Below are 24,242 nucleotides of genomic sequence, written 5' to 3'. Positions count from 1 at the left end.
CGCCGTTAACCCCCAACCACCTCCCATTTCCCAAACAACACCCAATTCCCCCGCCTTTTCGCGCGAATGGGAAGCCCCCCGCGCTTCGATAATCCCTGCTGACGAATAGCGGCTTGCCGCTTCGCACGGAGCGTGGATGTCCGAAGAAAGCGATCTCGAGAAAACCGAACCCGCCTCACCCCGGCGCCTGGAAAAGGCGCGCGAGGAGGGGCAGGTGGTGCGTTCGCGTGAGCTGGCCACGTTCATCATGCTGATCGCCGGCGTCACCGGCCTGTGGACGCTGGGCGGCCATCTGGGCCGCAGCCTGAACCAGGTGATGCAGGGGGCGCTGCGCTTCGAGCCGGCAACGGCGTTCGATACCTCGCGCATGCTGTCGCGCTTTGCCATGATGGTGTGGGACAGCCTGCTGGCATTCCTGCCGCTGCTGTTCCTGTTCGGCGTTGCCGCGCTGGCGGCGCCGTTGCTGCTGGGGGGCTGGGTGTTCTCGGGCAAGTCCTTCGCGCCGCAGTTCTCGCGGCTGTCGCCACTGGCGGGGCTGGGCCGGATGTTCTCCGCGCATTCGCTGGTGGAGCTGCTCAAGGCCGTGGCCAAGTCGCTGCTGGTGGGCAGCGTGGGCGCCTGGGTGCTGTGGCGGCGACTGCCCGAGGCCATCGCGCTGATGAATGCGCCGGTGCAGGAAGCGCTGCTGCACATGGTCGACCTGGTCATGTATTGCTGCCTGGTGGTGTCGCTGTCGCTGCTGGTGGTGGCGGCCATCGACGTGCCGTGGCAGTACTGGGAATTCTTCAAGAAGCTGCGCATGACCAAGGAAGAGGTCAAGCAGGAATTCAAGGAAAGCGAGGGCGACCCGCATATCAAGGGCCGCATCCGCCAGCAGCAGCGCGCCATGGCGCGCCGCCGCATGATGACCGAGGTCCCAAAGGCCGACGTGGTGGTGACCAACCCCACTCACTTTGCCGTGGCGCTGCGCTATGAGGAAGGGCGCATGGGCGCGCCGCGCGTGGTGGCCAAGGGCACCGGCGATATTGCCGCCCGCATCCGCGCGCTGGCCGCCGAGCACCGCGTGCCGCTGATGTCTGCCCCGCCGCTGGCGCGCGCGCTGCACCGCCACGTGGAGCTGGGCCAGGAAATCCCCGCCGGACTGTATACCGCCGTGGCCGAAGTGCTGGCCTGGGTCTATCAACTGAAGCACTGGCACTACTCGCAGGGCCCGCAGCCGCAGGCGCCCGCGGACCTGCTGGTGCCCGCTGAACTCGCCGTACCGGAAAGCCGAGAATGAATGCGCTGAGCAACCTGTTCAACCTGCCCGGCCTGCGCTCCGCCGGCCAGCTCAAGGCCATGACCGGGCCGCTGCTGATCATCATGATCCTGGGGATGATGATCCTGCCGCTGCCGGCCTTTGTGCTGGACCTGCTGTTCACCTTCAATATCGCGCTGGCGATCATGGTGCTGCTGGTCAGCATGTACACGCAGAAGCCGCTGGACTTTGCCGCCTTCCCGGCGGTGCTGCTGTTCACCACGCTGCTGCGTCTGTCGCTGAACGTGGCGTCCACGCGCGTGGTGCTGCTCGAAGGCCATACCGGCCCCGACGCTGCCGGCAAGGTGGTGGAGGCCTTCGGCCACTTCCTGGTGGGCGGCAACTTCGCGGTCGGCATCGTGGTGTTTGCAATCCTGGTGGTAATCAACTTCATGGTGATCACCAAGGGCGCGGGCCGTATCGCCGAAGTCGGCGCGCGCTTCATGCTGGATTCGATGCCCGGCAAGCAGATGTCGATCGATGCCGACCTGAACGCCGGCCTGATCGACGAAGCCGCGGCCAAGAAGCGTCGTGCCGAAGTGGCGCAGGAATCCGACTTCTACGGCGCCATGGACGGCGCCAGCAAGTTCGTGCGCGGCGATGCCGTGGCGGGCCTGCTGATCATGTTCATCAACGTCGCCGCCGGCATGGTGGTGGGCATGCTGCAGCACGACCTTGACTTCGGCACCGCCGTGCACAACTACACCCTGCTGACCATCGGCGACGGCCTGGTGGCGCAGATCCCGGCGCTGGTGATCTCCACCGCCGCGGGCGTGATCGTTTCGCGCGTGTCGAACGAGCAGGACGTGGGCGAGCAGCTCACCGGCCAGCTCTTCGCCAACCCGCGCGTGCTGTACCTGACCGCCGGCATCATCGGCATGATGGGCATCATCCCGGGCATGCCGCACTTTGCCTTCCTGCTGCTGGCGGGCGTGCTGGCGTGGATGGGCCGCTATATGTCGCGCCGCGCGGCCACGCAGGCGCAAACCAGGCAGCGCGAGGAGCGCGTCCCGGCGGTGGCGGCGGAATCCACGGAAGCCAGCTGGGACGACGTCACGCTGGTCGACCCGCTCGGCATGGAAGTGGGCTACCGCCTGATCACGCTGGTGGACCGCGCGCAGGACGGCGAGCTGCTGGGCCGCATCAAGAGCATCCGCAAGAAGGTGGCGCAGGAGATCGGCTTCCTGGTGCCGGTGGTGCATATCCGCGACAACCTGGAACTCAAGCCCAACGCCTACCGCATCACGCTCAAGGGCGTGGAGATCGGCCGCGGCGAAGCCATGCCGGGCCAGTGGATGGCGATCAACCCCGGGCAGGTCAGCGGCACGCTGCCCGGCGCGGCCACGCGCGATCCCGCCTTCGGCCTGCCGGCGGTATGGATCGACGCGGGCATCAAGGAGCAGGCGCAGTCCTGCGGCTATACCGTGGTCGATGCCAGCACGGTGGTGGCCACGCACCTGAACCACCTGATCCACATGCACGCGGCCGAGTTGCTGGGCCGCCAGGAAGTGCAGGCGCTGCTGGACCGCATCGCCAAGGAATCGCCGAAGCTGACCGAGGACCTGGTGCCGAAGGCCATTTCGCTGACCGCGCTGCAGAAGATCCTGCAGAACCTGCTGGACGAAGGCGTGCCGATCCGGGACATGCGCACCATCCTGGATGTGGTGGCCGAGCATGCGCCCAAGATCAGCGACCCCAACGAGCTGACCGCGATGGTGCGCGTGGCGCTGGGCCGCGCGATCACGCAGCAGCTGTTCCCGAACAACGCCGACCTGCAGGTGATCGGCCTGGATGCCGGCCTGGAGCGCGTCCTGTCGCAGGCGCTGACCAATGGCGGCGGGATCGAGCCAGGCCTGGCCGATGCGTTGCTGCAGCAGACCCAGGGGGCGGTCACGCGCCAGGAGCAGATGGGCATGGACCCGGTGCTGCTGGTGCCGTCGCAGCTGCGCCCGCTGATGGCGCGCTTCCTGCGGCGCACCATGCCGCAGCTGAGGGTGCTGTCGCATGCCGAGGTGCCGGACAACCGCAATATCCGCATCACCGCCATGATCGGCGCGTGAGGAGTCAACGATGAGCGTAGCCAAGTTTGTCGCGGCCAACGGCCGCGAAGCCATGCGCCAGGTGCGCGAAGCCATGGGCCCGGACGCCGTAGTGCTGTCCAACCGCACCGTCGAGGGCGGCGTGGAGATTGTCGCCATGCGCGATACGGATCTGGGCAGCGTGCAGGCCACGGCGCAGGTCTACGTGCCACCCGCGCCAGTGGTCGAGCACGCCGCCATCGGCGACCTGCGCGGTGAGCTGCAATCGATGCGCGCGATGCTGGAGCGCCAGCTGGCCGGCATCAGCGCGGCTCCGGGCGTGGCCCCGAGCGCGGCGGCGCACGGCGTGGCCGCGAGCGACCCGCTGCGCGAATCGCTGTTCGAATGGCTGGTCGGCGCGGGCTTCTCGGGGCAACTGGCGCGTACGTTGCTGGCGCGGCTGCCGCTGGGTTATGACCGGCCGGCGGCGATGGGCTGGATCCGCGCCGAGCTGGCCAGCAAGCTGCCGGTGCTGGGCGACGAGGACAGCCTGTTCGCGCAAGGCGGCGTGCTGGCGCTGGTGGGCCCCACCGGCGTGGGCAAGACCACCACCACGGCCAAGCTGGCGGCGCGCTTCGTGCTGCGCCACGGCGCCGACAAGCTGGCGCTGCTGACCACCGACAGTTTCCGGATCGGCGCGCATGAGCAGCTGCGCATCTACGGCGACATCCTGGGCGTGCCGGTGCATGCGGTGAAGGACGCCGCCGACCTGCGCTTCGCGCTGGCGGCGATGAAGGACAAGCACCTGGTGATTATCGACACCGTCGGCATGAGCCAGCGTGACCGCAGCCTGTCGGAACAGATCGCCATGCTGGCCGGCGCGCCCGCGCCGGTGCAGCGCGTGCTGCTGCTCAACGGCGCCAGCCACGGCGATACCCTCAATGAAGTGGTGCATGCCTACCGCCATGACGCCGCGCCGGATGGCGGCGGCATCGATGGCTGCATCATCAGCAAGCTGGATGAAGCCACCCACCTGGGTTCGGTGCTGGACGTGGTGATCCGCCACCGGCTGCCGGTGTTCTACGCCTCCACCGGCCAGCGCGTGCCCGAGCACCTTGAGTTGGCCAACAGCACCGCGCTGGTGGAGCGCGCCTTCCTGACGCCGCGCCGCGGTTCGGTATTTGCCGATGCGGACGCCGCACGCAGGCGCACCGCCGGCGCCGATGACGAGGCGCCCGCGCGTGGCGGTGCCGACGAGGTGCTGCGCTCGCTGACCGACAGCGCCGACGCGCTGAGCCAGTGCGTGGCGGAACTCAATGGCGCGGGCCTGGGCCTCGACCTGGCCCGCTCGCTGTGGCAACAGCGCAGCGCCGGCACCCCGGCCCTGCGCGCCATGTCGCAGCAGGTGCGCGAAGCGGTCTGCCGCGACGTGACCCGCCAGTGCGAGCAGTACGTGCTGGCCAGCGCTGCCACGCTGCAAGTGGCCGTGCCCGGCCGCCGCACGCCGCAGCCGATGCAGCATACGCTGTGGCTCGCCGACCGCGACGGCATGCCGCTGGCCGCCACCGTGACCCCGACCGGCCGTGCCGGCCAGCCGCTGGGCGAAGCCGAGTCCGATGCCGCCAGCCTGCGCGCCGCCATGAGCGCCGCACGCAAGGTGGTCAACCTGATGGATGCCGTACCGTCCGCCGCCACGCTGGCACGCTGGCAGCAGGCCGGCGAGCGCTGGGTGGCCGGTGCGCGCAAGACCGCGCGCGTGGTCAGCGCCGGCGCCGCCTGGAAGCTCGATGCGCTGGCCGACACGCTGACCTTCCACGCCGTCGGCGAGGACGCCGTGCGCGAGCGTGAAGCCGTGCGCTGGCTGGCCAGCGCCGAAGTGCGCGTGCCGGACAGCCCGGTGCGCGGCAAGGGCACCCCTGAAGGCGGTATCGATGCCTGCCTGGTGGTGGCCCGCCTGGCCGACCGCGCTACCGGTGAGTTGCTCGATACCCGCTATCTGCTGTGCGACCCGGCGCTGGCGCAGGATGCCGCGCAGGTGGCGCGCTGGGCCTTGTGGACCGAAGCAGCCGATGCGCGCCTGCGCACGCTGCGCCACGCCATCGACCACTTCGCCCAGGACGCCGAAAGCGGCCACGCCGCCGGCGCCGTGCTGGCCGCGTTGCAGCTGGGCCTGTCAGTGCTGCGCCTGGAACACGCGCCGACCGCGGCCGCGCCCGCCTTCCTCGCGCGCCTCGCTGGCCGCACGGTGCGCCAGGGCATGCCGGTGCCGGGCACGGTGCTCAATGAAGGCATGGGCCGCATGCTGGCATTGCTCGACGTGCTGGAAAACTATCCTGGCCGCGGCACCGCCGTGTCCGCTGAAGCGGTGGAGGTCCTGCAGTGAGCGCCCTCGCCATGGACCAGGCCGAGAGCCTGCGCCGGATGCTGGCGCCGCGCACGACACGCCGTATTGCCGTGGTCGCCAGCGAACGCGGTGCCGGCGCCACCACCGTGGCCCTGGGCTTGTCGCACGCGCTGGCCATGCAGGGCGAACGCGTGCTGCTGGTCGACGAAGACGCCGCCGCGGCGCGCGCCACGCGGCTGTCCGGCGCCAGGCCCGCCGGCACCCTGGCTGATGTCAGCGCAGGCCATCTGTCGCTGGAAGCTGCTGCAGGCAGCGGTCCCGGTGGCGTGCTGTCGGTACTGCCGGCTGGCCGGCATGTGCCGGGCAGCACCTTGCCGGCTGCTGCCGTGAGCGGGTTTCGCAGCGTGCTGGTGGATGCCGGCGTCAATGCCGACGGCGCGCTGTCACCGCTCGCGGGCGGCGCGCACAATGCGCTGATCGTGATGCGGCCTGAGCTGGCGTCGATTACCGCCGCCTACGCCTGCATCAAACGCCTGCACCACCTGTATGCCTGGCGCCAGTTCCACCTGATCGTCAACATGGCGGCGAGCGAGGCCGCGGTGCAGGCGATCCTGCGCAACCTGGCGCGCACGGCCAGCCAGTACCTGGGCGTCGAGGCGCTGTGCGCGGGCTGGTTGCCGTCCGACCCGCTGGTGGCGCGCGGCGTGCAACTGGGCCGCTGCGTGGTCGAGGCGTTTCCGGCGGCACCGGCCACCACCGCGCTGCGCCGTACCGCCGGCAGCATCGGCGCCTGGCCGCTGCGCGCGGACACGTCCGCCCCTGCACCCGCAATGGCCTGAGCCTGCCAGCCATGCCATCCAACCGAACCAGACCCTGAACCTGAGCCAGCCCCCGCCGCACGGTGTGGGGGTCCAGCAATCCAGCATTCACGAGAATTGCACCATGTACACGATCCAGGGAAAGCTCGAACAGGCCGATGTGGTCAAGGCGCATGCACAGCTGGTGCGCCGCATCGCCCTGCAACTGGCCGCCAGGCTGCCAGCCAGCGTGCAGATCGACGACCTGATCCAGGCCGGCATGATCGGCCTGCTGGATGCCGCCAAGCGTTATGAAGACACCCACGGCGCGCGCTTTGAGACCTATGCCAGCCAGCGCATCCGCGGCGCCATGCTGGACGAGGTGCGCGCCAACGACTGGCAATCACGCAGCCTGCGCCAGTTCACCCGGCGCATTGAACGCACGCAGCGCGGGCTGGAGCAGAAGCTCGGGCGCGCGCCGATCGACTCCGAAGTGGCCGAGGCCATGGAGATGGCGCTGGACGAATACCAGCTGCTGCTCAATGAGGTCTATGGCTGCCAGTTGCTGCACTACGAGGATTTCGAGCGCTCCGGCGAAGAAGACTTCCTGGACCGGCACCTTGGCGGCAGCGATGACGGCAACCCGCTGGCCGTGCTGATGGAAAGCGGCATGCGTGAGGCGCTGATCCGCGCCATCGACCGGCTGCCGGAGCGCGAGAAGCTGGTGCTGTCGCTGTGCTATGACCAGGAGCTGAACCTGCGCGAGATCGGCGCGGTGCTCGATGTGACCGAGTCGCGCGTGTGCCAGATCCGCGGCCAGGCGATCACGCGGCTGCGCAACCAGTTGCGCGGCTTGCTGTGATGCAGGAGGTGGGCCGCGCCGCGCGCGGTGCTTGCTGGCTGCTGGCTGCCGTATCGGCCTGCGCCTGGGCCGCCATTGAGGGCGGCACCCGCCACGCCTGGACCGGATCGGTCAACGGGCCGGCACTCTACGGCCGCGGACAGCGCGCGGTGTCGCCGCCGGTCCTGCCCACCGGCGTCTTGCCGCAGTCAGAAGGGGTCATCACGTCGGTGCGCTGGCGCTACAGCTTCGCCAAAACCCCACCCCTGGAACTGCAAGCCTATCTCTGCAATGCCCAGCGCTGCGTGCTGCTGCCGCAGGCGCAAGGCAAGACCGATGCGTTCTTCGGGGATGATGCCACCAAGGGCTTTGTATTCGCGTTCCGGGTGCCGGGGCGGGGGAGTTTGGTGCCGGTGCTGCAGGGGCGTAGTAATGAGGTGGTGGTGGGGTTTAGGTGAGGGGGGCTTGTGCTGGCACTGCGGTCGGTTATCGTTCTTGACAGCCATGCCAGCCAAGCACGATAACCGCCTCTAGTGCGAACTTCATCCAGCCGCGAGGCTAACCCCGCCCACCCCAGCCGCCGCCTTCCCATCCTTCCCATACAACCCCGCATCCCCGCCGCTATGCTGCCGCAGCGCCTGAATGGCTTCGCGAGTGAAGTCGAGGTGAGCGTTGACGATGGCGCCGTTCAGGGCGTTGCCGTCGCGCGCGGTGCGGGCGGTGAAGATCAGCTGGCGCCAGGCGTCGGCCACGGCCGGGTCGACCTGGCGGCCGAGCAGCTGGCCTTCGGGGCCGGCGCGCAGGCCTAGGGCGCCCATCTGGGCTTCGCGGGCCTTGAGCTGGCGGGACAGGGCCTGGCCCAGTTCAACCTTGCGCGTCAGCAGTCCGCTCAGGGACTGGAAGTCGCCCCGCTTGAGGGCGTCGCGCTCTTCGGCGAGGAGTTGGCCGAAGGCCTGGATGCCTTCGGTTTCGCGCTGCAGGGACTGGATCAGGCTCTGGTTCATTTGGGCTATCGGGGTTCGGCCTGGCCAAGCTCGCGCAGGGTCGCGAGCAGGCCGTCGGCAATCTTGCCCGGGTCGATCCTGATCCGGCCCTCGGCGATGGCCTGGCGGATCTCTTCGACCTTGGCGGTGTCGATATCGTCGTCCGTGGGCTGCGTCAGGCGGGCGCTGATGTCGCGCACCTGGGCGGCCAGCGGGCTGACGCTCAGGCCGGCGGATGGCGCCGCGGCGCTGGCCGGCGCGGCCTGGGGCCGGGCGGCGGCGGCGTCCGCGGGGGCGTCGGCGGGCCGGGACGAGGCGGTGTGGTTGATCTTCACGGGGCGTTCCTTGCTGGTTTCCTATGGCATTACGGTCGCGCCGGCGAATTCTTTAGGGCGCTCGCCCCGATTTCGCCGCGCAGCGGTTTCGGCGGCATTTTCGCATGCCGCTTGCCACGGGTTTCCAGTCATTTGGCCACGATTAAGGCACTTTCGGCGGGCTACTGCAGCACCACGGTGTCGCCGCTGCGCACCAGCCCGTTGACCACCTGGCCGCTGCGCAGGCGCACCTGCACGGTGTTGCCGGTGGCGGCATCGGCCAGCACCTTGCCTTCGCTGGTGATCTGAAAGGCATCGCCTTCCACGGCCACGGTGACGGTCTGGCCCTGGCGCACAGCGATGGCCTTGCGCAGCAGGTCTGCGCGTATCGGCGAGCCGGCGGCAATACGGTTGGCGGTGACGGCGCCGGCAAGCTGCGCCGGGTCGGTGATCACCGCACGCGGCAGCGTGGCCAGGTCGCCCTGGCGGACTTCGATATCGGCCTGGCTGACTGGCTCGCCCGGGCCCAGCGCGCGCGCGGCGACGTAGTAATCGGTCAGCACCGACACGCGCGCCTGCATGTAGCGCACCCACGGCCGCTCACCACCGCAGCGCACGCCGACAGAGACGCGGCCCCACGGCGAGGTGCCGGCGGGCAGGAACGGGTCAGGCGCAAGGCAATCCGGCGCGCGGCCACCCGAAGGCGGTGCCACTTGCACGCTGACCTTGCCCGGCAGGCCGGCGGTCTGCTGCAGCAGGAAGCGTTCGACGGCAACGCGCGCGGGGTCTTCGGCAAAGGGGCTGGCGGCGGGGCTGGCAGCGGGGTTGGCACTATAGGCAGCCTGCTGCTGGCCGTGCGCGGCCGGCGCCTGCATGGCGACGGCCATGACCTGCGCCGGCGCGGCTCCGACGGCGGCTGAGCCAAGCAGGCAGGCCGCCAGCAGGGCTTGCGCCAGGCTGCGGGCGTTGCGGCGATTCTGTTTCATCTGGACTTCCCGGCAAGGACGGCACGGCATGCACGGCATGCCTGGCGCACCGCCCCGTGACTGGCTGCGCGCCCCGCATACATCTGTCATCGGGGTCCCATTGTAGGCAGGCCCTCGCGCGAGGGCGGGCCGAAATGCACGGATTTCCCGTCCTTATTCATCCGATTGGCGTGACAGGTCGCCGCCTAAGATGGCAACCCTGAAGAAGGTCGTTCGCTCCGTTCACGTGAGCAGGGAGATGCCAGATGATTGACAGACTCGATGCGGCACTACGTTTCCAGCAGGAAGCGCTGAGCCTGCGCAACCAGCGGCAGTCGGTGATTGCCTCCAACATCGCGCACGCGGACACGCCCGGCTACAAGGCGCGCGATTTTGATTTCTCCAGCACGCTGGCGCAGAGCGTCGAACGCGGCCATCGCAATGAAGGCATGTCGCTGTCCACCACCTCGGTGCGCCATCTGCCCGCGCAGGCCCCGGGGCGCGAGGAATTCGACCTTGCCTACCGCATCCCGCTGCAGTCCAGCGTCGACGGCAACACCGTGGAAATGGATGCCGAGCGCGTGGCTTTCGCCGACAACGCCGTGCACTTCGAGTCCGGCCTGACGGTGATGAATTCCAGGATCAAGACCATGCTGGCCGCCATCCAGCAGTAAATCGAGCAGTAAGGGAGAGAGCGCATGCCGGCAATGAACATCTTCGACGTCGCGGGCTCGGCCATGGCTGCGCAGTCACAGCGCATGAACGTGACCGCTTCCAACCTGGCCAATGCCGACAGCGTGGTCAGCCCAGACGGCCAGGCCTATCGCGCCAAGCAGGTCGTATTCGGCATGGCGCCCACGCCGGGGCAGACGGACATCGGCGGCGTGCAGGTGCGAGGCGTGTCGGAAGACCCGTCGCCGCCGCGCATGGTGCACAACCCCACGCACCCCATGGCCAATGCCCAGGGCTACGTGGTCATGCCCAACGTCAACCCGGTGGAAGAGATGGTCAACATGATCTCGGCCTCGCGCTCCTACCAGGCCAACGTGGAAGTGCTCAACACCGCCAAGAACATGATGCTGAAGACGCTGACGATCGGCCAGTGACAAGCCCCGGCATGTATCGGCAACGCCTCCACCCGCACGCAGACAACCAACAGACATGACAACCACCTCCGCGGTAGGCAGCAACACTCAGGGCATCAACGACGCCCTCAAGAGCGGCAGCGCCAGCGCGTCCGAGCTGCAGAACAACTTCCTGACCATGCTCGTCACGCAGATGAACAACCAGGACCCGCTCAACCCGATGGACAACGCGCAGCTGACCTCGCAGCTGGCGCAGATCAGCACGGTCAGCGGCATGCAGACCATGAACGCCACGCTGTCGCAGTTGCTGTCGCAGGTCAGCGCCAGCCGCGCCATGGACTCCGCGGCGCTGATCGGCCATACCGTGATGGTGCCGGGCAAGCAGGTGTCGGTGGCGGGCGGCGTGCCGGGCAAGTTTGGCCTGGACCTGCCATCGACCGCGGATGCGGTCACTGTCGACGTGCTCGACAAGGACGGCAACGTGGTGCGCACCATCGACATGAAGGGGCAGACCGCGGGCGTGCACAACGTCGCATGGGACGGCAAGAACAATGCCGGCGCGGCCGTGGCCGACGGCGACTACACCTTCAAGGTGACCGCCACCGCCAACGGCACCTCGGTGCAGCCGGTGGCGCTGGTCTACGGCAAGGTCCAGAGCATCAGCGGCGACGCCAGCGGCGTGCTGGTGGACCTGGGCGACGGACAGACCGCGAACGTCGGCGACGTGCGCCGCATTCTCTAAAACGCAGGTGCCGGCAGCGCAAAGGCGCCGGCCGGCTTCAACGACAGTCTAGTCAAAAGGAAGCAATCATGGGTTTCGGTCAAGGGGTAAGCGGCCTGAACGCCGCCGCGTCCAATCTGGACGTGATTGGCAACAACATCGCCAACGCCAACACGGTTGGCTACAAGCAATCGGCCGCGCAGTTTGCCGACATCTACGCAGGCACCAAGATCGGCCTGGGCGTGCGCGTGAACTCGGTGGTGCAGTCCTTCAACCAGGGCAATATTGAAGCCTCCGGGCGTGCACTGGACGTGGCCATCACCAACGGCAACGGCTTCTTCCGCCTGACCAGCCCGGAAGGCGCGGTCTACTACTCGCGCAACGGCCAGTTCCAGCGCCAGGAAGACGGCCGCATCACCAATATGCAGGGCCTGCAGGTCACGGGCTATCCCGCGGGCGTGGCCGGCGGCGCGGGCGTGCAGCCGCAGCCGCTGGTGATCAGCAACGCGCAGATGGAGCCGCGCGCCACCAGCAGCATCACCGCCAAGTTCCAGCTGGACTCGCGCGCCACCGTGCCGGCGCAGGCCTTCGCCAGCTCGGCCGGCTCGCCGCCGACCAGCAACATGTTCAACTACAGCACGGCGATCAATGTCTATGACTCGCTGGGCAACAAGCAGCAGCTGATGGCGTACTTCGCCAAGGCGGCGGATTCGGCCGTGGCGCCGGTTCATCCGACCGTGGCCGGCGGCACCGACTGGCAGATGTACGTGACCGACGTCAACGGCGTTGCGGTCGGCGGTGCGCCGGTCACGCTGGCTTTCGACAACGCGGGCGCGCTGCAATCGCCCGCGGCCGGCGCCGTGACGCTGACCCAGCCGGCCGTCAACGGCGCGCAGGCCATGGCGATGAAGCTCGACTTGAGCGGCACCACGCAGTTCGGCGCCGACAACGACGTCAAGCAGCTCAGCCAGAACGGCTACACCTCGGGCAGCCTGCTGGGCTTCTCGGTCAATGGCGACGGCACCATCACCGGCAATTATTCCAACGAGCAGACCAAGCCGCTCGGCCAGATTGTGATGGCCGCGTTCGGCAACGTCGAAGGCCTGAAGCCGGAAGGCGACAACGTGTGGTCGGCCACCGGTGCCTCCGGCCAGGCGCTGATCGGCGCGGCCGGCGGCAGCATGGGCACGCTGCGCTCCAATGCGGTGGAAGCTTCCAACGTGGACCTGTCCGGCCAGCTGGTCAACCTGATCGTTGCGCAGCGCAACTACCAGGCCAATGCGCAGACCATCAAGGCGCAGGACACGGTCATGCAGACCCTGGTCAACCTGTGACCGCCACGCTGAGCTGAGCCGCCGCCATGGACCGCATGATCTACACCGCCCTGTCGGGCGCCAAGCAGATACTCGACCAGCAAGCGGCGGTATCGAACAACCTGGCCAACGTCTCCACGCCGGCCTTCCGCGCGCAGGTCAACCTGTACCGCGCGGTGCCGGTGGTGGGGCCGGAGGCGGGCACGCGCGCCTTTGCGCTGGCCTCGACCCCCGGCGCCGACATGCGCGCCGGCCCGCTGACCCACACCGGCCGCACGCTGGACGTGGCGCTGCAGGGCAATGGCTGGCTGGTGGTGCAGGCACCGGACGGCACTGAGGCCTACACCCGTGCCGGCGCGTTGCAGGTGGCGCAGGACGGCCAGGTGCAGACCATCTCCGGCTTGCCGGTGATGGGCGACGGCGGTCCGCTGGCGGTGCCGCCCGGCTCGCAGGTGACCATCGGCACCGACGGCACCATCACCGCGCGCGGTCCCGGCGAAGCCTCTGCCGGCCTGGCCCAGGTGGGCCGGCTGCGCGTGGTCAATCCGCCCAACGACGCCATCGCCCGCGGCGATGACGGCCTGTTCCGCCTGCGCCCAGGCGCGCAGCCGCTGGAGGCCGATACCACCGTGCGCGTGATCTCGGGCGCGCTGGAAGGCAGCAACGTCAACCCGACCGAAGCCATGGTCGAGATGATCGCCAATGCCCGCCGCTTCGAGATGCAGATGAAGATGATCCAGGGCGCCGACGGCAACGAGCAGCGCGCCAACCAGCTGCTCTCGACCAACTGACCTGAATGACTGGCCGGCACGGCGCGCCGTGCCCCGCCTGACCCCAGCACCAACGCAAGGACCACCATGATCCGCTCTCTCTGGATTGCCAAGACCGGCCTCGATGCGCAGCAGACGCAGATGGACGTGATCTCGAACAACCTGGCCAACGTCTCGACCAACGGCTTCAAGCGCGGCCGCGCGGTGTTCGAGGAACTGATGTACCAGACCATCCGCCAGCCCGGCGCGCTGTCATCGGACCAGACCACGCTGCCTTCGGGCATGCAGCTGGGCACCGGCGTGCGCCCGGTCGCCACCGAGCGCATCCACACCCAGGGCAACCCGCAGCAGACCGGCAATGCCAAGGACGTGGCCATCCTGGGCCAGGGCTTCTTCCAGGTGGCACTGCCCGACGGCACCACCGCGTACACGCGCGACGGCTCGTTCCAGGTGGACCAGAACGGCCAGCTGGTGACCTCCAGCGGCTTCGTGATCCAGCCTGCCATCACGATTCCCGCCAACACGCTGTCGATGACCATTGCGCGCGACGGCACCGTGTCGGTGACGCAGCCGGGCTCCAGCGCCAACGTGCAGGTGGGGCAGCTGCAGCTGGCCACCTTCATGAACCCGGCCGGCCTGGAAAGCATGGGCGAGAACCTGTACGTGCAGACCGATGCCTCGGGCGCGCCCAACACCACCGTGCCGGGCCTGAACGGCGCTGGCGCGGTGCAGCAGAACTACGTGGAAGCGTCCAACGTGAACGTGGTGGAAGAGCTGGTCAGCATGATCCAGACGCAGCGCGCGTATGAGATCAACAGCAAGGCCGTGCAGGCATCCGACCAGATGCTGCAGCGCCTGTCGCAACTGGGTTGACTGGTATGAACATGGCCACCTTGCTTTCCCGCCTGGGCGCGCATGCGCTGGTTTGCCTGGCCGGCGTGGCAATGCTGGCCAGCGGCGGCTGTGCGCTGATGCCGCGCGAGCCGCTGGTGCAACTGCCCACCACCGCGCGCGCCGAGCCGCGGCCGATGGGGCCGGCCACCGGCTCGATCTTCGCGTCCTCGTATGCCGGCAACCCGCTGTTCGAGGATCGCCGTCCGCGCAATGTAGGCGACATCCTGACGATCGTCATCACCGAGAACGTCAACGCCAGCAAGAACTCGGGCACCAACGCCAGCCGCAACGGCAATACGTCGCTGGCATTTGATGCCGTGCCCAAGGCGCTGGCCGGGCTGTTCAGCAGCAGCTCGAACGCCAGCATCAACGGCGCCAACACGCTCAAGGCCAGCGGCGGCGCCAGCGCGGCCAACACCTTCAACGGCACCATCACCGTGACCGTGCTTGAGGTGCTGGCCAACGGCAACCTGGTGGTCTCCGGTGAAAAACAGATGGCCATCAACCAGGGGGCCGAATTCATCCGTTTCTCCGGCGTGGTCAACCCGCGCACGATCACCGGCGACAACGCCGTGCCCTCAACCCAGGTGGCCGATGCGCGCATCGAATACACCGCCAAGGGCGTGATCGACGAAGCGCAGAACATGGGCTGGCTGCAGCGCTTCTTCCTCAATGTTTCTCCGTTCTGACCGCGCCATGTCTGCTCCGATGCTCGCCCGTTTCCTGTCCCGCCTGCTGCGCCTGAGCGTGATCAGCCTGGCGCTTGGCGTGGCCTTTGGCGCCTTTGCCAGCGTCGCCAAGGCCGAGCGCCTGAAGAACCTGGCCACGTTCCAGGGCGTGCGCGAGAACCCGCTGGTGGGCTACGGCCTGGTGGTTGGCCTGGACAATACTGGCGACCAGACCATGCAGACGCCGTTCACCACGCAGAGCCTGACCAATATGCTCTCGCAGCTGGGGATCACGCTGCCGGCCGGCAAGAACATGCAGCTCAAGAACGTGGCGGCGGTGATGGTGACCGCCTCGCTGCCCGCGTTCGCGCAGCCCGGCAGCCAGCTGGACATCGTGGTGTCGTCGATGGGCAATGCCAAGAGCCTGCGCGGCGGCACGCTGCTGATGACCCCGCTCAAGGGCGCCGATGGCCAGGTCTATGCCATCGCGCAGGGCAATATGCTGGTGGGCGGCGCGGGCGCGTCGGCCAACGGCAGCAAGGTGCAGGTCAACCAGCTGGCGGTGGGGCGCATCGCCAACGGCGCGATCGTGGAGCGCGCGGTGGCCCCGTTCCAGCCGGATGGCGGCGTGCTCAACCTGGAACTGAAGGACACCGATTTCGGCACCGCCGAGCGCGTGGTGGAGGCCATCAACCGCTCCATGGGCGGCGGCGTTGCCGCGGCGCTGGATGGCCGCGTGGTGCAGGTGCGTGCGCCGGTCTCGGCGGCCGCGCGCGTAGGTTTCCTGGCCCGCATCGAGAATATCGACGTGACCCCGGCCAAGGCCGCGGCCAAGGTGATCCTGAACGCCCGCACCGGTTCCATCGTGATGAACCAGGCCGTGACCGTGGAAGACTGCGCGGTGGCGCACGGCAACCTGTCGGTGGTGATCAACACGCAACCCGTGATCAGCCAGCCCGCACCGTTCAGCGGCGGCCAGACCGTGGTGGCGCCGGTGTCGCAGATCGACATGAAGCAGCAGGGCGGCTCGTTGCAGGTCGTCAAGGCGGGCGCCTCTCTGGCCGCCGTGGTCAAGGGGCTGAACGCGCTGGGTGCAACCCCGGCCGACCTGCAGACCATCCTGGAAGCCATGCGCGCGGCCGGGGCGCTGCGCGCCGAGCTGGAAGTCATCTGAATATGAACACGGCGCGACCCCCGCAGGCGGCGGAGCTGACGCAGCGCTTCGCGCTGGATACGCAGGGCTTCGAGGCGCTCAAGCACAGTGCGCATGGCGGCGCCGACGCCAATACGCTGCAAGCCGTCGCCAAGCAGTTCGAGGCGGTGTTCACGCAGATGGTGCTCAAGAGCATGCGCGATGCCACCCCGCAGGATGGCCTCTTCGACAACGAGCAGAGCAAGCTCTATATGTCGATGATGGACCAGCAGCTTGCGCAGCAGATGTCGTCGCGCGGAATCGGCCTGGCCGATGTGATGGTGCGCCAGCTGGCGCGCGCCACGGGCACGCCGATGCCGGCCGGCATGAGCGCCATGAGCCCGGCCGAGTCAGGCAAGGCGGCCGATGCCGAGATGGCAAGACTGCTCGACGGCCGCGGCGCCGGGGCGATCCCGGCCGACCCCGGCGAGCAGGCCGACCTGCCCGCGATCGGCACCATCGTGCCGGGGCAGAACTGGAATCCCACCGCCGGCCTGCGCCAGTACCAGCCGCAATGGTACGCGGACCGTGGCCAGGGCGAGGACAGGCTGGGACGGCTGCCGGACGACGCGCCGGCCCATGTCAGCGCTTTTGTCGCCCGCATGGCCGGTCCTGCGGAAGCCGCCGCGCGCGCCAGCGGCGTGCCGGCGCGGCTGATCGTAGGCCAGGCCGCGCTGGAGTCCGGCTGGGGCCAGCGCGAGATCACGCACGCCGACGGCTCCACCACCTTCAACGTCTTCGGCATTAAGGCCGGCGCCAGCTGGAGGGGGCGCGTGGCGGAGATCACCACCACGGAATATGTCGACGGGCAGCCGCAGAAGGTGCGGGCGAAGTTCCGTGCCTATGGCTCGTATGACGAGGCCTGTGCCGACTATGCCCGCCTGCTGACGAACAACCCGCGCTACGCGGGCGTGGTCAGCGCGGCGTCTGCTGAAGAGGCGGCGCATGGCCTGCAGCGCGCGGGCTATGCCACCGATCCGGCGTACGGGCACAAGCTGGTGAAGATCATGAAGAAGGTGGCGGCTTAAGGGGAAGCCGCAGGGCAAGCCGTAGCCTACGCCGCCAGAGCGCGGGTCCCCTCTCCCGCGTGCGGGAGAGGGGTGGGAGAGAGGGCAGGAGCGTCCCTTGCGACAAAGGATACCGGCAGGCACAGGCCTGCCCTCTCCCCCGGCCCCTCTCCCGCAAGCGGGAGAGGGGAGCAAACCAGCGGATCCGGTGAAGATCACTTCCACACCTAAAGTCCCGCCCCCACCAGCCGATAACTTCCACATCCACCACCGCCGGCCCACGCCGCGGCAGTCCCATCAATCCGGGGTCAGAGCACAATGTCTCTCTTCAGTATTGGTCTTTCCGGCCTGAACACCGCGCAGAACGCGCTGACGACGACTGGCCACAACTTTGCCAACTCGGCGACCGAAGGCTATTCGCGCCAGAACACCATCGTGGCTTCGGCCGGCGGCCAGTACACCAGCCAGGGTTTCTATGGCTTCGGCTCCAACACCACCACGGTGATCCGCGTCTATGACGAGTTCCTGACCGGCCAGCTGCGCGGCGCCACCTCGGCCAGCGCATCGCTGGCGGCGTACTCGGACCAGATCGCCCAGATCGACAACCTGCTTGCCGACCAGAAGGGCGGCCTGGCGCCGCTGATGCAGAAGTTCTTCGCGGCGGTGCAGGCCGTGGCCGACACCCCCGCCGATCCGGCGGCGCGCCAGGGCATGCTGTCGGCGGGCCAGGCACTGGTGGGGCAGGTGCGCTCGGCCAGCAACTACTTCAAGCAGCTGCAATCGGGCGTCAATGAGCAGGTCGGCACCGCTGTCACGCAGGTCAACGCGTACACCAGGCAGATTGCCAGCCTGAACCAGGAAATCACCCGCCTGAAGGCTGCCTCCGGCGGCCAGCCGCCCAACGATCTGCTGGACCAGCGCGACCAGGCCGTGGCCGAGCTGACCAAGCTGGTCGGCGCCAAGGTGGTGGTGCAGGACAGCGGCACCTACAACGTCTTCGTCGGCAACGGCCAGCCGCTGGTGATGGGCAATGACGCGTACGAGCTGAAGGCGGTTGCCTCGGCGGCCGATCCCAACCGCACCGTGGTGGCCTACACCCTGCCCAACGGCAACGTGTTCGAGAGCGAGCCGGGCGCGATCACCGGCGGTTCGCTGGGCGGCCTGCTGCAGTTCCGCACCGAGTCCCTGGACGCGGCGCAGGGTGCCATCGGCCGGCTGTCGCTGGCGATCGGCCAGAGCTTCAATGCGCAGCACAAGCTGGGCATCGACCTGAACGGCGCCATTGGCACCGACATGTTTGAACTGGGTGGGGCCACCGCAATCCCCAACGCCAACAACACCGTGAAGACCACGGTTGCAACGCCCAGGATCGACAATGCCTCGGCCCTGACCACCAGCGACTACAAGCTGCAGTTCGACGGCACCAACTACACGCTGACGCGCCTTTCCGATAACCAGCAGGTAGTCACGCCGGTGCCCGCCGGCGGCGCCAGCTACCCGCTGCAGTTCAGCGCCGACGGCTTTACCGTCGAGATCAACGCGGCGATGGGCACCAACGATTCGTTCACGATCCAGCCCACGCGCAATGCCGCCACCGGCTTCGACATGGCGATCAGCGACCCGGCCAGGATCGCCGCGGCATCGCCGGCGCACGTTGAGGCGGGGACCCTGAACAAGGGCAGCGGCACGGCCAGCCTGAGCAAGGTCGCGCCCGGCTTTACGCTGCCGGCCGGCAATATCACTGCCGAGTTCGACGGCACCAACTACGTCTTCAAGGTTGGCGGCACCGCGATGGCGCCCCAGCCGGTGGGCGTGGCCAACGGCAGCAATACCGACTTCACCCTCAACGGCCTGACCTTCAGCTTCGGCGGCACGCCCAAGGCTGGCGACATCTTTGCGCTGGTCAGCAACGCCGGCGCGGTCAAGGACAACGGCAACATGCTGGCGCTGGCCAAGCTGCAGAACGCCAAGACCATCGGCGGCGTGTCCAGCTTCAGCGAGGCCTACGCCCAGCTGGTCAACGACGTCGGCACGCGTGCCAAGTCGGTCAAGATCGCCTCGGCCTCGCAGGACAGCATCACGACGCAGATCAAGACCGCGCAGCAATCGGTGTCCGGCGTCAACATGGACGAGGAAACCGTGTCGATGCTGCGCTTCCAGCAGCTGTACCAGGCCAATGCCCGGGTGATCCAGACGGCCGGAACGCTGTTCGACACCATCATCGGCATCGGCAGGTAAGCGGCGGCACCCACCAGCGTCAGCAGAGTCAGAAGAGGTAACCAATATGCGCGTTGCAAGCTCCACCCTGTACCAGCAAGGCCTGGCTTCGATGAACTACCAGCAGGGCTCGCTGCTGCATATCCAGCAGCAGCTCGGCACCGGCCGCAGCATCCTGACGCCATCCGACGATCCCGTCGGCGCCACCCGCGCGCTGGGCGTGAGCCAGGCGCAGGCCGTCAACGGCCAGTACGCCACCTCGCGCAAGCAGGCCAATATCGCGCTGGCCGCGGAAGAGAACGCGCTGCAGTCGGTGACCACCGTCACGCAGAACATCCAGACGCTGCTGGTGCAGGCCGGCAACGGCACCATGAGCGATGCCGACCGCGGCTCGCTGGCCACGGCACTGGAAGGCCTGTACAACCAGTTGGCGGGCCTGGCCAACTCCGACGACGGCAACGGCCAGTACCTGTTCGGCGGCACCCGCTCCGGCAGCGCGCCATTCACGCAGAGCACGGGCCCCGGCACTTACATCGGCGACAACGGCCAGCAATTGCTGCAGGTCGATGTGGCGCGCCAGATGCCCGCCGGCAACACCGGGCGGGAAGTGTTCATGAGCGTGACCGGCGGCGCCGGCTATGTGGTCAAGGGCAATGCCAACAACACCGGCAGCGCCACCTTCGGCACGGTGTCGACCACGAACCCGAGCGATCCCGGCTATGGGCTTTCGATGGAGGTCAAGTTTGCGACCAATGCCAGCGGCCAGATGGAGTACACCATCACCAACCTGTCGGCAGGCACGACCCCCGCACCAGTCGTGAAGGGCCCCGTTGCCTACACGTCGCCGGCCCATATCGACGTCGGCGGCGTCAGCTTCAACGTGACCGGCGACCCCAAGGACGGCGACACCATGACCATGGATCCCGCCAGCGAGGCCGGCACCGACATGTTCGCCAACCTGCAGACCGTGATCGACACGCTGCGCCAGCCCACCCCCGGCAGCAGCGATCGGGCCCATCTCGGCAACGTCCTCTCCACCGCCACGCGCCAGTTCTCCAACTCGCTCGACAACGTGCTGACCGTGCGCGCATCGGTGGGCTCGCGCATAAACGAGCTGGATGCGCTGGATGATGTGGGGTCCAATCGCGACCTGACCTATGCGCAGACGCTGTCGGGGCTGCAGGATCTGGATTATGCGAAGGCGATTACTGAGTACTACCAGCGGCAGACGGCGCTGCAGGGGGCGCAGCAGTCGTTTATGCAGATTCAGGGGATGAATTTGTTTAAGTATCTGTAAGGTGGGTGCGGCGGCGATGTCAGGTGTGTGGGGAAACAATATGAGGGACGAACAAACGACCGCGAGTATCCACCTTACCTAAGGCGAGCCCCGCCGAAAGCGTTCGGCCGCTGCTATCAGGGCCGCACGCACACGTAACCAAGGAGGCTGGCAACTCGCTATCAGGAGTTCGCGCTCCCCCTAATTCGTGGTGGTGACTAACACGTTCCCGCGCCGTTCCAGCACACTTACCACTACGCTGCCGCCGGCGCGCCGCAGCAGAACATCGACCGAGGCCTCGCCGAGCGTCAGCCCATGCAGCGCCACCTCATCCATGAACGCTGGCAGGCACGGGTGACGGAAGATGACTTGGGACGCGTCAAAGTCGAAGTCCAGGCTCACACAGGACTGCAGCAGCGATAGCGGCGTAGCCGCCGCCCAGGCTTGCGGGCTGCAGGCCACGGGATAGAGAGTCGGCCCGCGGTTGCGCCGGCGCCCGAAGCCGCAAAACAGTTCCGGCAGCCGGCGCAAGTCGATATGGGTGGCGGCGGCAAAGAGGCCATCGAAGATGCACAGCGCCGCCTCACGCAGTCCATAGCGCGCCAGCCCCGCTGCAATGATGGCATTATCGTGCGGCCACACCGAGCCATTGTGGTAGCTCATGGGGTTGTAGCGCGCCTCCGTCGAGGCTAGCGTGCGCACCCCCCAACCGGAAAAGGACGCGCTTGCCATGAGGGTGGCCGCCACGGGCCCCGCGCGTTCTGGCAATGCGATGCCGGTGTAGAGCGCATGGCCGGCATTGGACGCGCGCACGCGGCAGGGCCGCTTGTCGCCGTCGACGGCCAGGACATAAGTGCCGAGCCCGGGATCAAAGAAGACCTCGTCGAAGCGCGCGCGCAGATCCTGCGCCTTGTGTTCCAGTGCGGCGGCCTGCGCGACGTGACCCAGACGCCGCGCAATGCGGGCGCCCGCCGTCCATGCTCCGTACACATAGGCCTGCACTTCCACCAGCGCGATGGGGCCGTGCGCAAGCGTGCCGTCTGCGTGGAAGATGGAATCGCGACTGTCCTTCCAGCCTTGATTGAGCAGCCCTTCCGCAGTATGCCGTCCGTACTCGACGAAGCCATCGCCGTCCCGGTCCCCGTACTGGTCGATCCACCGCAGTGCCGCCTCGAGATGGGGCCACAACCAGCGCATCGTGGCGATGTCATGGGTGCGGTCCAGATAGGCGCCAGCCAGCATGATGAATAACGGCGTGGAATCTACGCTGCCGTAGTAGCACCGGAACGGGACTTCGCCCAGGTTGGCCATTTCGCCCTTGCGGGTTTCATGCAGGATCTTCCCCGGCTCGGCGTCCGCGGTGCCATCCAGCGCCGTGGCCTGGTTGGCGGCGAGATAGCACAGGACGCCCCGTGCGATGCCCGGGTCCAGCCACAGCGTTTCGAGCGCGGTGATCAGCGCATCGCGGCCAAAGAATGTGCTGAACCACGGAATGCCGGCATAGGGATAGGGGCCGTATGGCGTCTGGGTGCTCAGCATGTAGAGGTCCGACATGCTGCGGCCCGCGGCTTCATTAAAGATCTCGTTGGACGTGGCCACCGATGCCGCACCCGCGGCCAGGGCCTGCAGGGAGCGGCGCGCAGCGCGCAGTGCCGTGGGAAACGCCCGACGTGGCGAGCGCCCATCCGGCCGCGGGCCGGTGCAGCAGACTTCGACATACAGCAGCAGCGTCTTCTGCGGGACTAACTCCAGTTCGAACACCGCCTGGTCGGCGGTCAGCCGCGTGGGCGGCGGATCGAAGCAAAGCTGCGTGGTGCGCTCGCAGCCATCCAGGCCGGCGTACGACAGCGTGACCCCGCTCATGCACAACGCCGCCGGGTGATGTATGCCGCGGTTCAGGCGGCGGGCGCCACGCACCTCGAACAAGTCGGCAAAATCGGCGGCAAACGCCAGTTCCAGGCTGACGCGGCGGGGGCTGTCATCATAGTTCCTGACGGCCAGGCGTTCGTAGCAGGTACCGTCCCACAGGAAGCGTGAGCGCCGCAGGTGAACCAGATCATGTGCCATCACCAGCCGCCCCTCGGCATCGAAGATGTCGGGGTTGGTCAGGTCACAGGTGAGCGCGGCGTTGTCGTCACGCATCACGGAACTGAGCAGGATCGGACACCAGCCTCCGAAGGTCAGGTGGAATTGCGACAGGTGGCGGGTATCGCAGTAGTACAGGCCATCCGAACCACCTGGGCCAGAGATCGCGTCGCCGCGCTGGTCGAACACCGCAAAGATATCGCCGTGCTTGAGCGTACGGGGACGGCTTTCGCGCAGCGAGCGCGAGGCGGCAACGATGATGGGTGCGCCCGGCGCTGCATCCGGCGTCTGGCCACCCCCGTTTTCCGGAGTATCCAGCATCGTCCCTCCTTTCAGCATCAGGCCGCGACGTGCAAGTCCGGCCCCGTATTTGCCGACTGATCCGGGAGCGCCAGGTGAGTGGCAGGCTCCGGCTCGCATCTGCGCCGGTAGAGCGCAAGGTAATCGTAGGCCATGCGCTCGGCGCTGAAACGCTGGCTGAAGGTACGGCGCACGCCGGCGCGGTCGATCGCGCCGATGCGCCGGACCGCGGCCACCGCTTCCTCCACCGTATCGACGATGAAGCCGGTGACGCCGTCATCCACGACTTCTGGCACCGAACCGCACCGGAAGGCAATGACAGGCGTGCCGCATGCCATGGATTCGATCATGGCAAGTCCGAATGGCTCCGGCCAGTCGATCGGGAACAGCAGGGCGCGCGCGTTGCCAAGGAAGCGCATCTTCTCGCGCTCGCCAATCTCGCCGATGTAGTCGACGTTAGGATGGCGTTCGATCATGGGTGCGATGGTTGTGTCCCAGTATGCCTGGTCGACGCGGTCCACCTTGGCGGCAATCTTCAGTGCCATGCCCGCGCGCACGGCAATCTCGATGGCGCGGTCGGGGCGCTTCTCAGGCGAGATGCGGCCGAGGAAAGCCAGATAACCGCCTTTTGGCACCGGACTGAACGGAAGCAGGCCTTCCGGCAACCCATGGTAGACATTGCCAAGCCAGTGGACCGGCGGCATGGGGCGGCGTTGCTCGAGCGAGATCGACACGACCGGCACGTCAGCGAACGTTGTATAGAACGGCTTCAGGTCAGGCAGGTCCAGCCGGCCGTGCAGCGTGGTCAAGGTGCGGTGGGCGAAGCTTCGGATGAGCGGAAAATGCAGCAGGTCCATATGAAAGTGCAGCACGTCGAAATCGTCCGCCCGCCGGCGCACCTGATCCAGCATCATCACATGGTAGGGCAGCGGGTCTCTAATGGCTGGATCGGTCCGCAGGGCCCGGTCGACACAGCTGACGAGCCGGGCGGCCGTCGATGAATCACCGCTGGCAAATAGCGTCACCTCATGACCCTGCCGGACAAGTTCATCGGTGAGATAGGCGACGACGCGCTCGGTCCCCCCGTACTGCCTGGGTGGGCAGCACTCCTGAAGCGGCGCGATTTGCGCGATTTTCATTTTCAAGATCTCCCGT

General features: G+C 67.7%; 22 protein-coding genes. 17 read left to right on the top strand and 5 right to left on the bottom strand.

Going from position 1 to position 24,242, the window contains the following annotated elements; translation table 11 throughout:
• Positions 1–136: 136 nt before the first annotated feature.
• The 6 genes from flhB to A3A5_RS0119525 all read left to right on the top strand — a co-directional run bounded on the left by flhB (position 137) and on the right by A3A5_RS0119525 (position 7,755).
• Entirely contained in the window at positions 137–1,279 is a 1,143-nt protein-coding gene (flhB, locus tag A3A5_RS0119550; protein WP_018312224.1) for a flagellar biosynthesis protein FlhB, read from the top strand.
• Positions 1,276–3,357: a flagellar biosynthesis protein FlhA gene (gene flhA, locus A3A5_RS0119545; protein WP_018312223.1), complete on the top strand. Its 2,082-nt coding sequence runs from the start codon at positions 1,276–1,278 to the stop codon at positions 3,355–3,357. The genes flhB and flhA overlap by 4 nt, the downstream gene beginning before the upstream one ends.
• A gap of 10 nt (positions 3,358–3,367) precedes the next feature.
• Complete coding sequence (gene flhF, locus A3A5_RS0119540) at positions 3,368–5,698, top strand: flagellar biosynthesis protein FlhF (RefSeq protein ID WP_018312222.1); 2,331 nt, start codon at positions 3,368–3,370, stop codon at positions 5,696–5,698.
• Positions 5,699–5,709: 11 nt separating this feature from the next.
• Positions 5,710–6,498, top strand: a complete 789-nt coding sequence (locus tag A3A5_RS0119535; protein ID WP_018312221.1) for a flagellar synthesis regulator MotR — start codon at positions 5,710–5,712, stop codon at positions 6,496–6,498.
• 103 nt (positions 6,499–6,601) lie between these two features.
• Positions 6,602–7,318 carry an RNA polymerase sigma factor FliA gene (locus tag A3A5_RS0119530; protein ID WP_018312220.1) on the top strand — a complete coding sequence of 239 codons (717 nt, stop codon included), beginning with the start codon at positions 6,602–6,604 and terminating at the stop codon, positions 7,316–7,318.
• On the top strand, positions 7,318–7,755 hold the full coding sequence (locus A3A5_RS0119525; RefSeq protein WP_018312219.1) for a flagellar protein FlhE: 438 nt from the start codon (positions 7,318–7,320) through the stop codon (positions 7,753–7,755). The genes A3A5_RS0119530 and A3A5_RS0119525 overlap by 1 nt, the downstream gene beginning before the upstream one ends.
• Positions 7,756–7,839: 84 nt before the next feature.
• Here the strand turns inward: A3A5_RS0119525 and A3A5_RS0119520 are convergent, their stop codons facing one another.
• The 3 genes from A3A5_RS0119520 to flgA form a co-directional block, all read right to left on the bottom strand.
• Positions 7,840–8,301 (bottom strand): flagellar protein FlgN, encoded by a 462-nt coding sequence (locus A3A5_RS0119520; RefSeq protein ID WP_018312218.1) that lies wholly within the window; start codon positions 8,299–8,301, stop codon positions 7,840–7,842.
• 5 nt (positions 8,302–8,306) lie between these two features.
• Complete coding sequence (gene flgM, locus A3A5_RS0119515; protein WP_010812670.1) at positions 8,307–8,615, bottom strand: flagellar biosynthesis anti-sigma factor FlgM; 309 nt, start codon at positions 8,613–8,615, stop codon at positions 8,307–8,309.
• A gap of 161 nt (positions 8,616–8,776) precedes the next feature.
• Positions 8,777–9,580, bottom strand: coding sequence for a flagellar basal body P-ring formation chaperone FlgA (gene flgA / locus A3A5_RS0119510; RefSeq protein ID WP_018312217.1), 804 nt, complete (start codon positions 9,578–9,580; stop codon positions 8,777–8,779).
• A 245-nt stretch (positions 9,581–9,825) separates the two neighbouring features.
• On the opposite strand from flgA, the gene flgB reads away from it, so the two are divergent.
• The 11 genes from flgB (at position 9,826) to flgL (ending at position 20,723) form a co-directional block, all read left to right on the top strand.
• Positions 9,826–10,233 carry a flagellar basal body rod protein FlgB gene (gene flgB, locus A3A5_RS0119505; RefSeq protein ID WP_018312216.1) on the top strand — a complete coding sequence of 136 codons (408 nt, stop codon included), beginning with the start codon at positions 9,826–9,828 and terminating at the stop codon, positions 10,231–10,233.
• Between the two features lie 24 nt (positions 10,234–10,257).
• Entirely contained in the window at positions 10,258–10,665 is a 408-nt protein-coding gene (flgC, locus tag A3A5_RS0119500; RefSeq protein WP_010812667.1) for a flagellar basal body rod protein FlgC, read from the top strand.
• 55 nt (positions 10,666–10,720) lie between these two features.
• Entirely contained in the window at positions 10,721–11,386 is a 666-nt protein-coding gene (flgD, locus tag A3A5_RS0119495; protein WP_018312214.1) for a flagellar hook assembly protein FlgD, read from the top strand.
• Positions 11,387–11,454: 68 nt separating this feature from the next.
• Positions 11,455–12,699, top strand: a complete 1,245-nt coding sequence (flgE, locus tag A3A5_RS0119490) for a flagellar hook protein FlgE (RefSeq protein WP_018312213.1) — start codon at positions 11,455–11,457, stop codon at positions 12,697–12,699.
• 26 nt (positions 12,700–12,725) lie between these two features.
• Entirely contained in the window at positions 12,726–13,469 is a 744-nt protein-coding gene (gene flgF / locus A3A5_RS0119485; RefSeq protein ID WP_018312212.1) for a flagellar basal-body rod protein FlgF, read from the top strand.
• 66 nt (positions 13,470–13,535) lie between these two features.
• The gene (gene flgG, locus A3A5_RS0119480) at positions 13,536–14,321 is read left to right on the top strand and encodes a flagellar basal-body rod protein FlgG (protein ID WP_018312211.1); all 786 of its coding nucleotides are present in this window, start codon (positions 13,536–13,538) and stop codon (positions 14,319–14,321) included.
• A gap of 5 nt (positions 14,322–14,326) precedes the next feature.
• Positions 14,327–15,031 carry a flagellar basal body L-ring protein FlgH gene (gene flgH / locus A3A5_RS0119475; RefSeq protein WP_018312210.1) on the top strand — a complete coding sequence of 235 codons (705 nt, stop codon included), beginning with the start codon at positions 14,327–14,329 and terminating at the stop codon, positions 15,029–15,031.
• Positions 15,015–16,184 carry a flagellar basal body P-ring protein FlgI gene (locus tag A3A5_RS0119470; protein WP_026200925.1) on the top strand — a complete coding sequence of 390 codons (1,170 nt, stop codon included), beginning with the start codon at positions 15,015–15,017 and terminating at the stop codon, positions 16,182–16,184. The genes flgH and A3A5_RS0119470 overlap by 17 nt, the downstream gene beginning before the upstream one ends.
• Before the next feature lie 2 nt (positions 16,185–16,186).
• Positions 16,187–17,230, top strand: coding sequence for a flagellar assembly peptidoglycan hydrolase FlgJ (flgJ, locus tag A3A5_RS0119465; RefSeq protein ID WP_018312208.1), 1,044 nt, complete (start codon positions 16,187–16,189; stop codon positions 17,228–17,230).
• Positions 17,231–17,527: 297 nt separating this feature from the next.
• Positions 17,528–19,447, top strand: a complete 1,920-nt coding sequence (gene flgK / locus A3A5_RS0119460) for a flagellar hook-associated protein FlgK (RefSeq protein ID WP_018312207.1) — start codon at positions 17,528–17,530, stop codon at positions 19,445–19,447.
• A 46-nt stretch (positions 19,448–19,493) separates the two neighbouring features.
• On the top strand, positions 19,494–20,723 hold the full coding sequence (gene flgL, locus A3A5_RS0119455; RefSeq protein ID WP_018312206.1) for a flagellar hook-associated protein FlgL: 1,230 nt from the start codon (positions 19,494–19,496) through the stop codon (positions 20,721–20,723).
• A 180-nt stretch (positions 20,724–20,903) separates the two neighbouring features.
• Here flgL and A3A5_RS0119450 read toward each other — a convergent pair whose 3' ends face one another.
• Both A3A5_RS0119450 and A3A5_RS38980 read right to left on the bottom strand, forming a co-directional pair.
• Positions 20,904–23,108, bottom strand: coding sequence for an amylo-alpha-1,6-glucosidase (locus A3A5_RS0119450; protein WP_018312205.1), 2,205 nt, complete (start codon positions 23,106–23,108; stop codon positions 20,904–20,906).
• A gap of 17 nt (positions 23,109–23,125) precedes the next feature.
• Positions 23,126–24,226 (bottom strand): glycosyltransferase family 4 protein, encoded by a 1,101-nt coding sequence (locus A3A5_RS38980; protein WP_035813076.1) that lies wholly within the window; start codon positions 24,224–24,226, stop codon positions 23,126–23,128.
• Positions 24,227–24,242: the final 16 nt, after the last annotated feature.

The organism is Cupriavidus sp. UYPR2.512 (assembly GCF_000379565.1).
In the GTDB taxonomy this organism is placed as follows: Bacteria; Pseudomonadota; Gammaproteobacteria; order Burkholderiales; family Burkholderiaceae; genus Cupriavidus.
This window is presented reverse-complemented; position numbering and strand designations above follow the sequence as displayed.

Bases quoted from the DNA above. Each gene is read 5' to 3' on its own strand.
- flhB (WP_018312224.1), top strand. From the start codon at position 137: ATGTCCGAAGAAAGCGATCTCGAGAAAACCGAACCCGCCTCACCCCGG.
- flhA (WP_018312223.1), top strand. From the start codon at position 1,276: ATGAATGCGCTGAGCAACCTGTTCAACCTGCCCGGCCTGCGCTCCGCC.
- flhF (WP_018312222.1), top strand. From the start codon at position 3,368: ATGAGCGTAGCCAAGTTTGTCGCGGCCAACGGCCGCGAAGCCATGCGC.
- A3A5_RS0119535 (WP_018312221.1), top strand. From the start codon at position 5,710: ATGGACCAGGCCGAGAGCCTGCGCCGGATGCTGGCGCCGCGCACGACA.
- A3A5_RS0119530 (WP_018312220.1), top strand. From the start codon at position 6,602: ATGTACACGATCCAGGGAAAGCTCGAACAGGCCGATGTGGTCAAGGCG.
- A3A5_RS0119525 (WP_018312219.1), top strand. From the start codon at position 7,318: ATGCAGGAGGTGGGCCGCGCCGCGCGCGGTGCTTGCTGGCTGCTGGCT.
- A3A5_RS0119520 (WP_018312218.1), bottom strand. From the start codon at position 8,301: ATGAACCAGAGCCTGATCCAGTCCCTGCAGCGCGAAACCGAAGGCATC.
- flgA (WP_018312217.1), bottom strand. From the start codon at position 9,580: ATGAAACAGAATCGCCGCAACGCCCGCAGCCTGGCGCAAGCCCTGCTG.
- flgB (WP_018312216.1), top strand. From the start codon at position 9,826: ATGATTGACAGACTCGATGCGGCACTACGTTTCCAGCAGGAAGCGCTG.
- flgC (WP_010812667.1), top strand. From the start codon at position 10,258: ATGCCGGCAATGAACATCTTCGACGTCGCGGGCTCGGCCATGGCTGCG.
- flgD (WP_018312214.1), top strand. From the start codon at position 10,721: ATGACAACCACCTCCGCGGTAGGCAGCAACACTCAGGGCATCAACGAC.
- flgE (WP_018312213.1), top strand. From the start codon at position 11,455: ATGGGTTTCGGTCAAGGGGTAAGCGGCCTGAACGCCGCCGCGTCCAAT.
- flgF (WP_018312212.1), top strand. From the start codon at position 12,726: ATGGACCGCATGATCTACACCGCCCTGTCGGGCGCCAAGCAGATACTC.
- flgG (WP_018312211.1), top strand. From the start codon at position 13,536: ATGATCCGCTCTCTCTGGATTGCCAAGACCGGCCTCGATGCGCAGCAG.
- flgH (WP_018312210.1), top strand. From the start codon at position 14,327: ATGAACATGGCCACCTTGCTTTCCCGCCTGGGCGCGCATGCGCTGGTT.
- A3A5_RS0119470 (WP_026200925.1), top strand. From the start codon at position 15,015: ATGTTTCTCCGTTCTGACCGCGCCATGTCTGCTCCGATGCTCGCCCGT.
- flgJ (WP_018312208.1), top strand. From the start codon at position 16,187: ATGAACACGGCGCGACCCCCGCAGGCGGCGGAGCTGACGCAGCGCTTC.
- flgK (WP_018312207.1), top strand. From the start codon at position 17,528: ATGTCTCTCTTCAGTATTGGTCTTTCCGGCCTGAACACCGCGCAGAAC.
- flgL (WP_018312206.1), top strand. From the start codon at position 19,494: ATGCGCGTTGCAAGCTCCACCCTGTACCAGCAAGGCCTGGCTTCGATG.
- A3A5_RS0119450 (WP_018312205.1), bottom strand. From the start codon at position 23,108: ATGCTGGATACTCCGGAAAACGGGGGTGGCCAGACGCCGGATGCAGCG.
- A3A5_RS38980 (WP_035813076.1), bottom strand. From the start codon at position 24,226: ATGAAAATCGCGCAAATCGCGCCGCTTCAGGAGTGCTGCCCACCCAGG.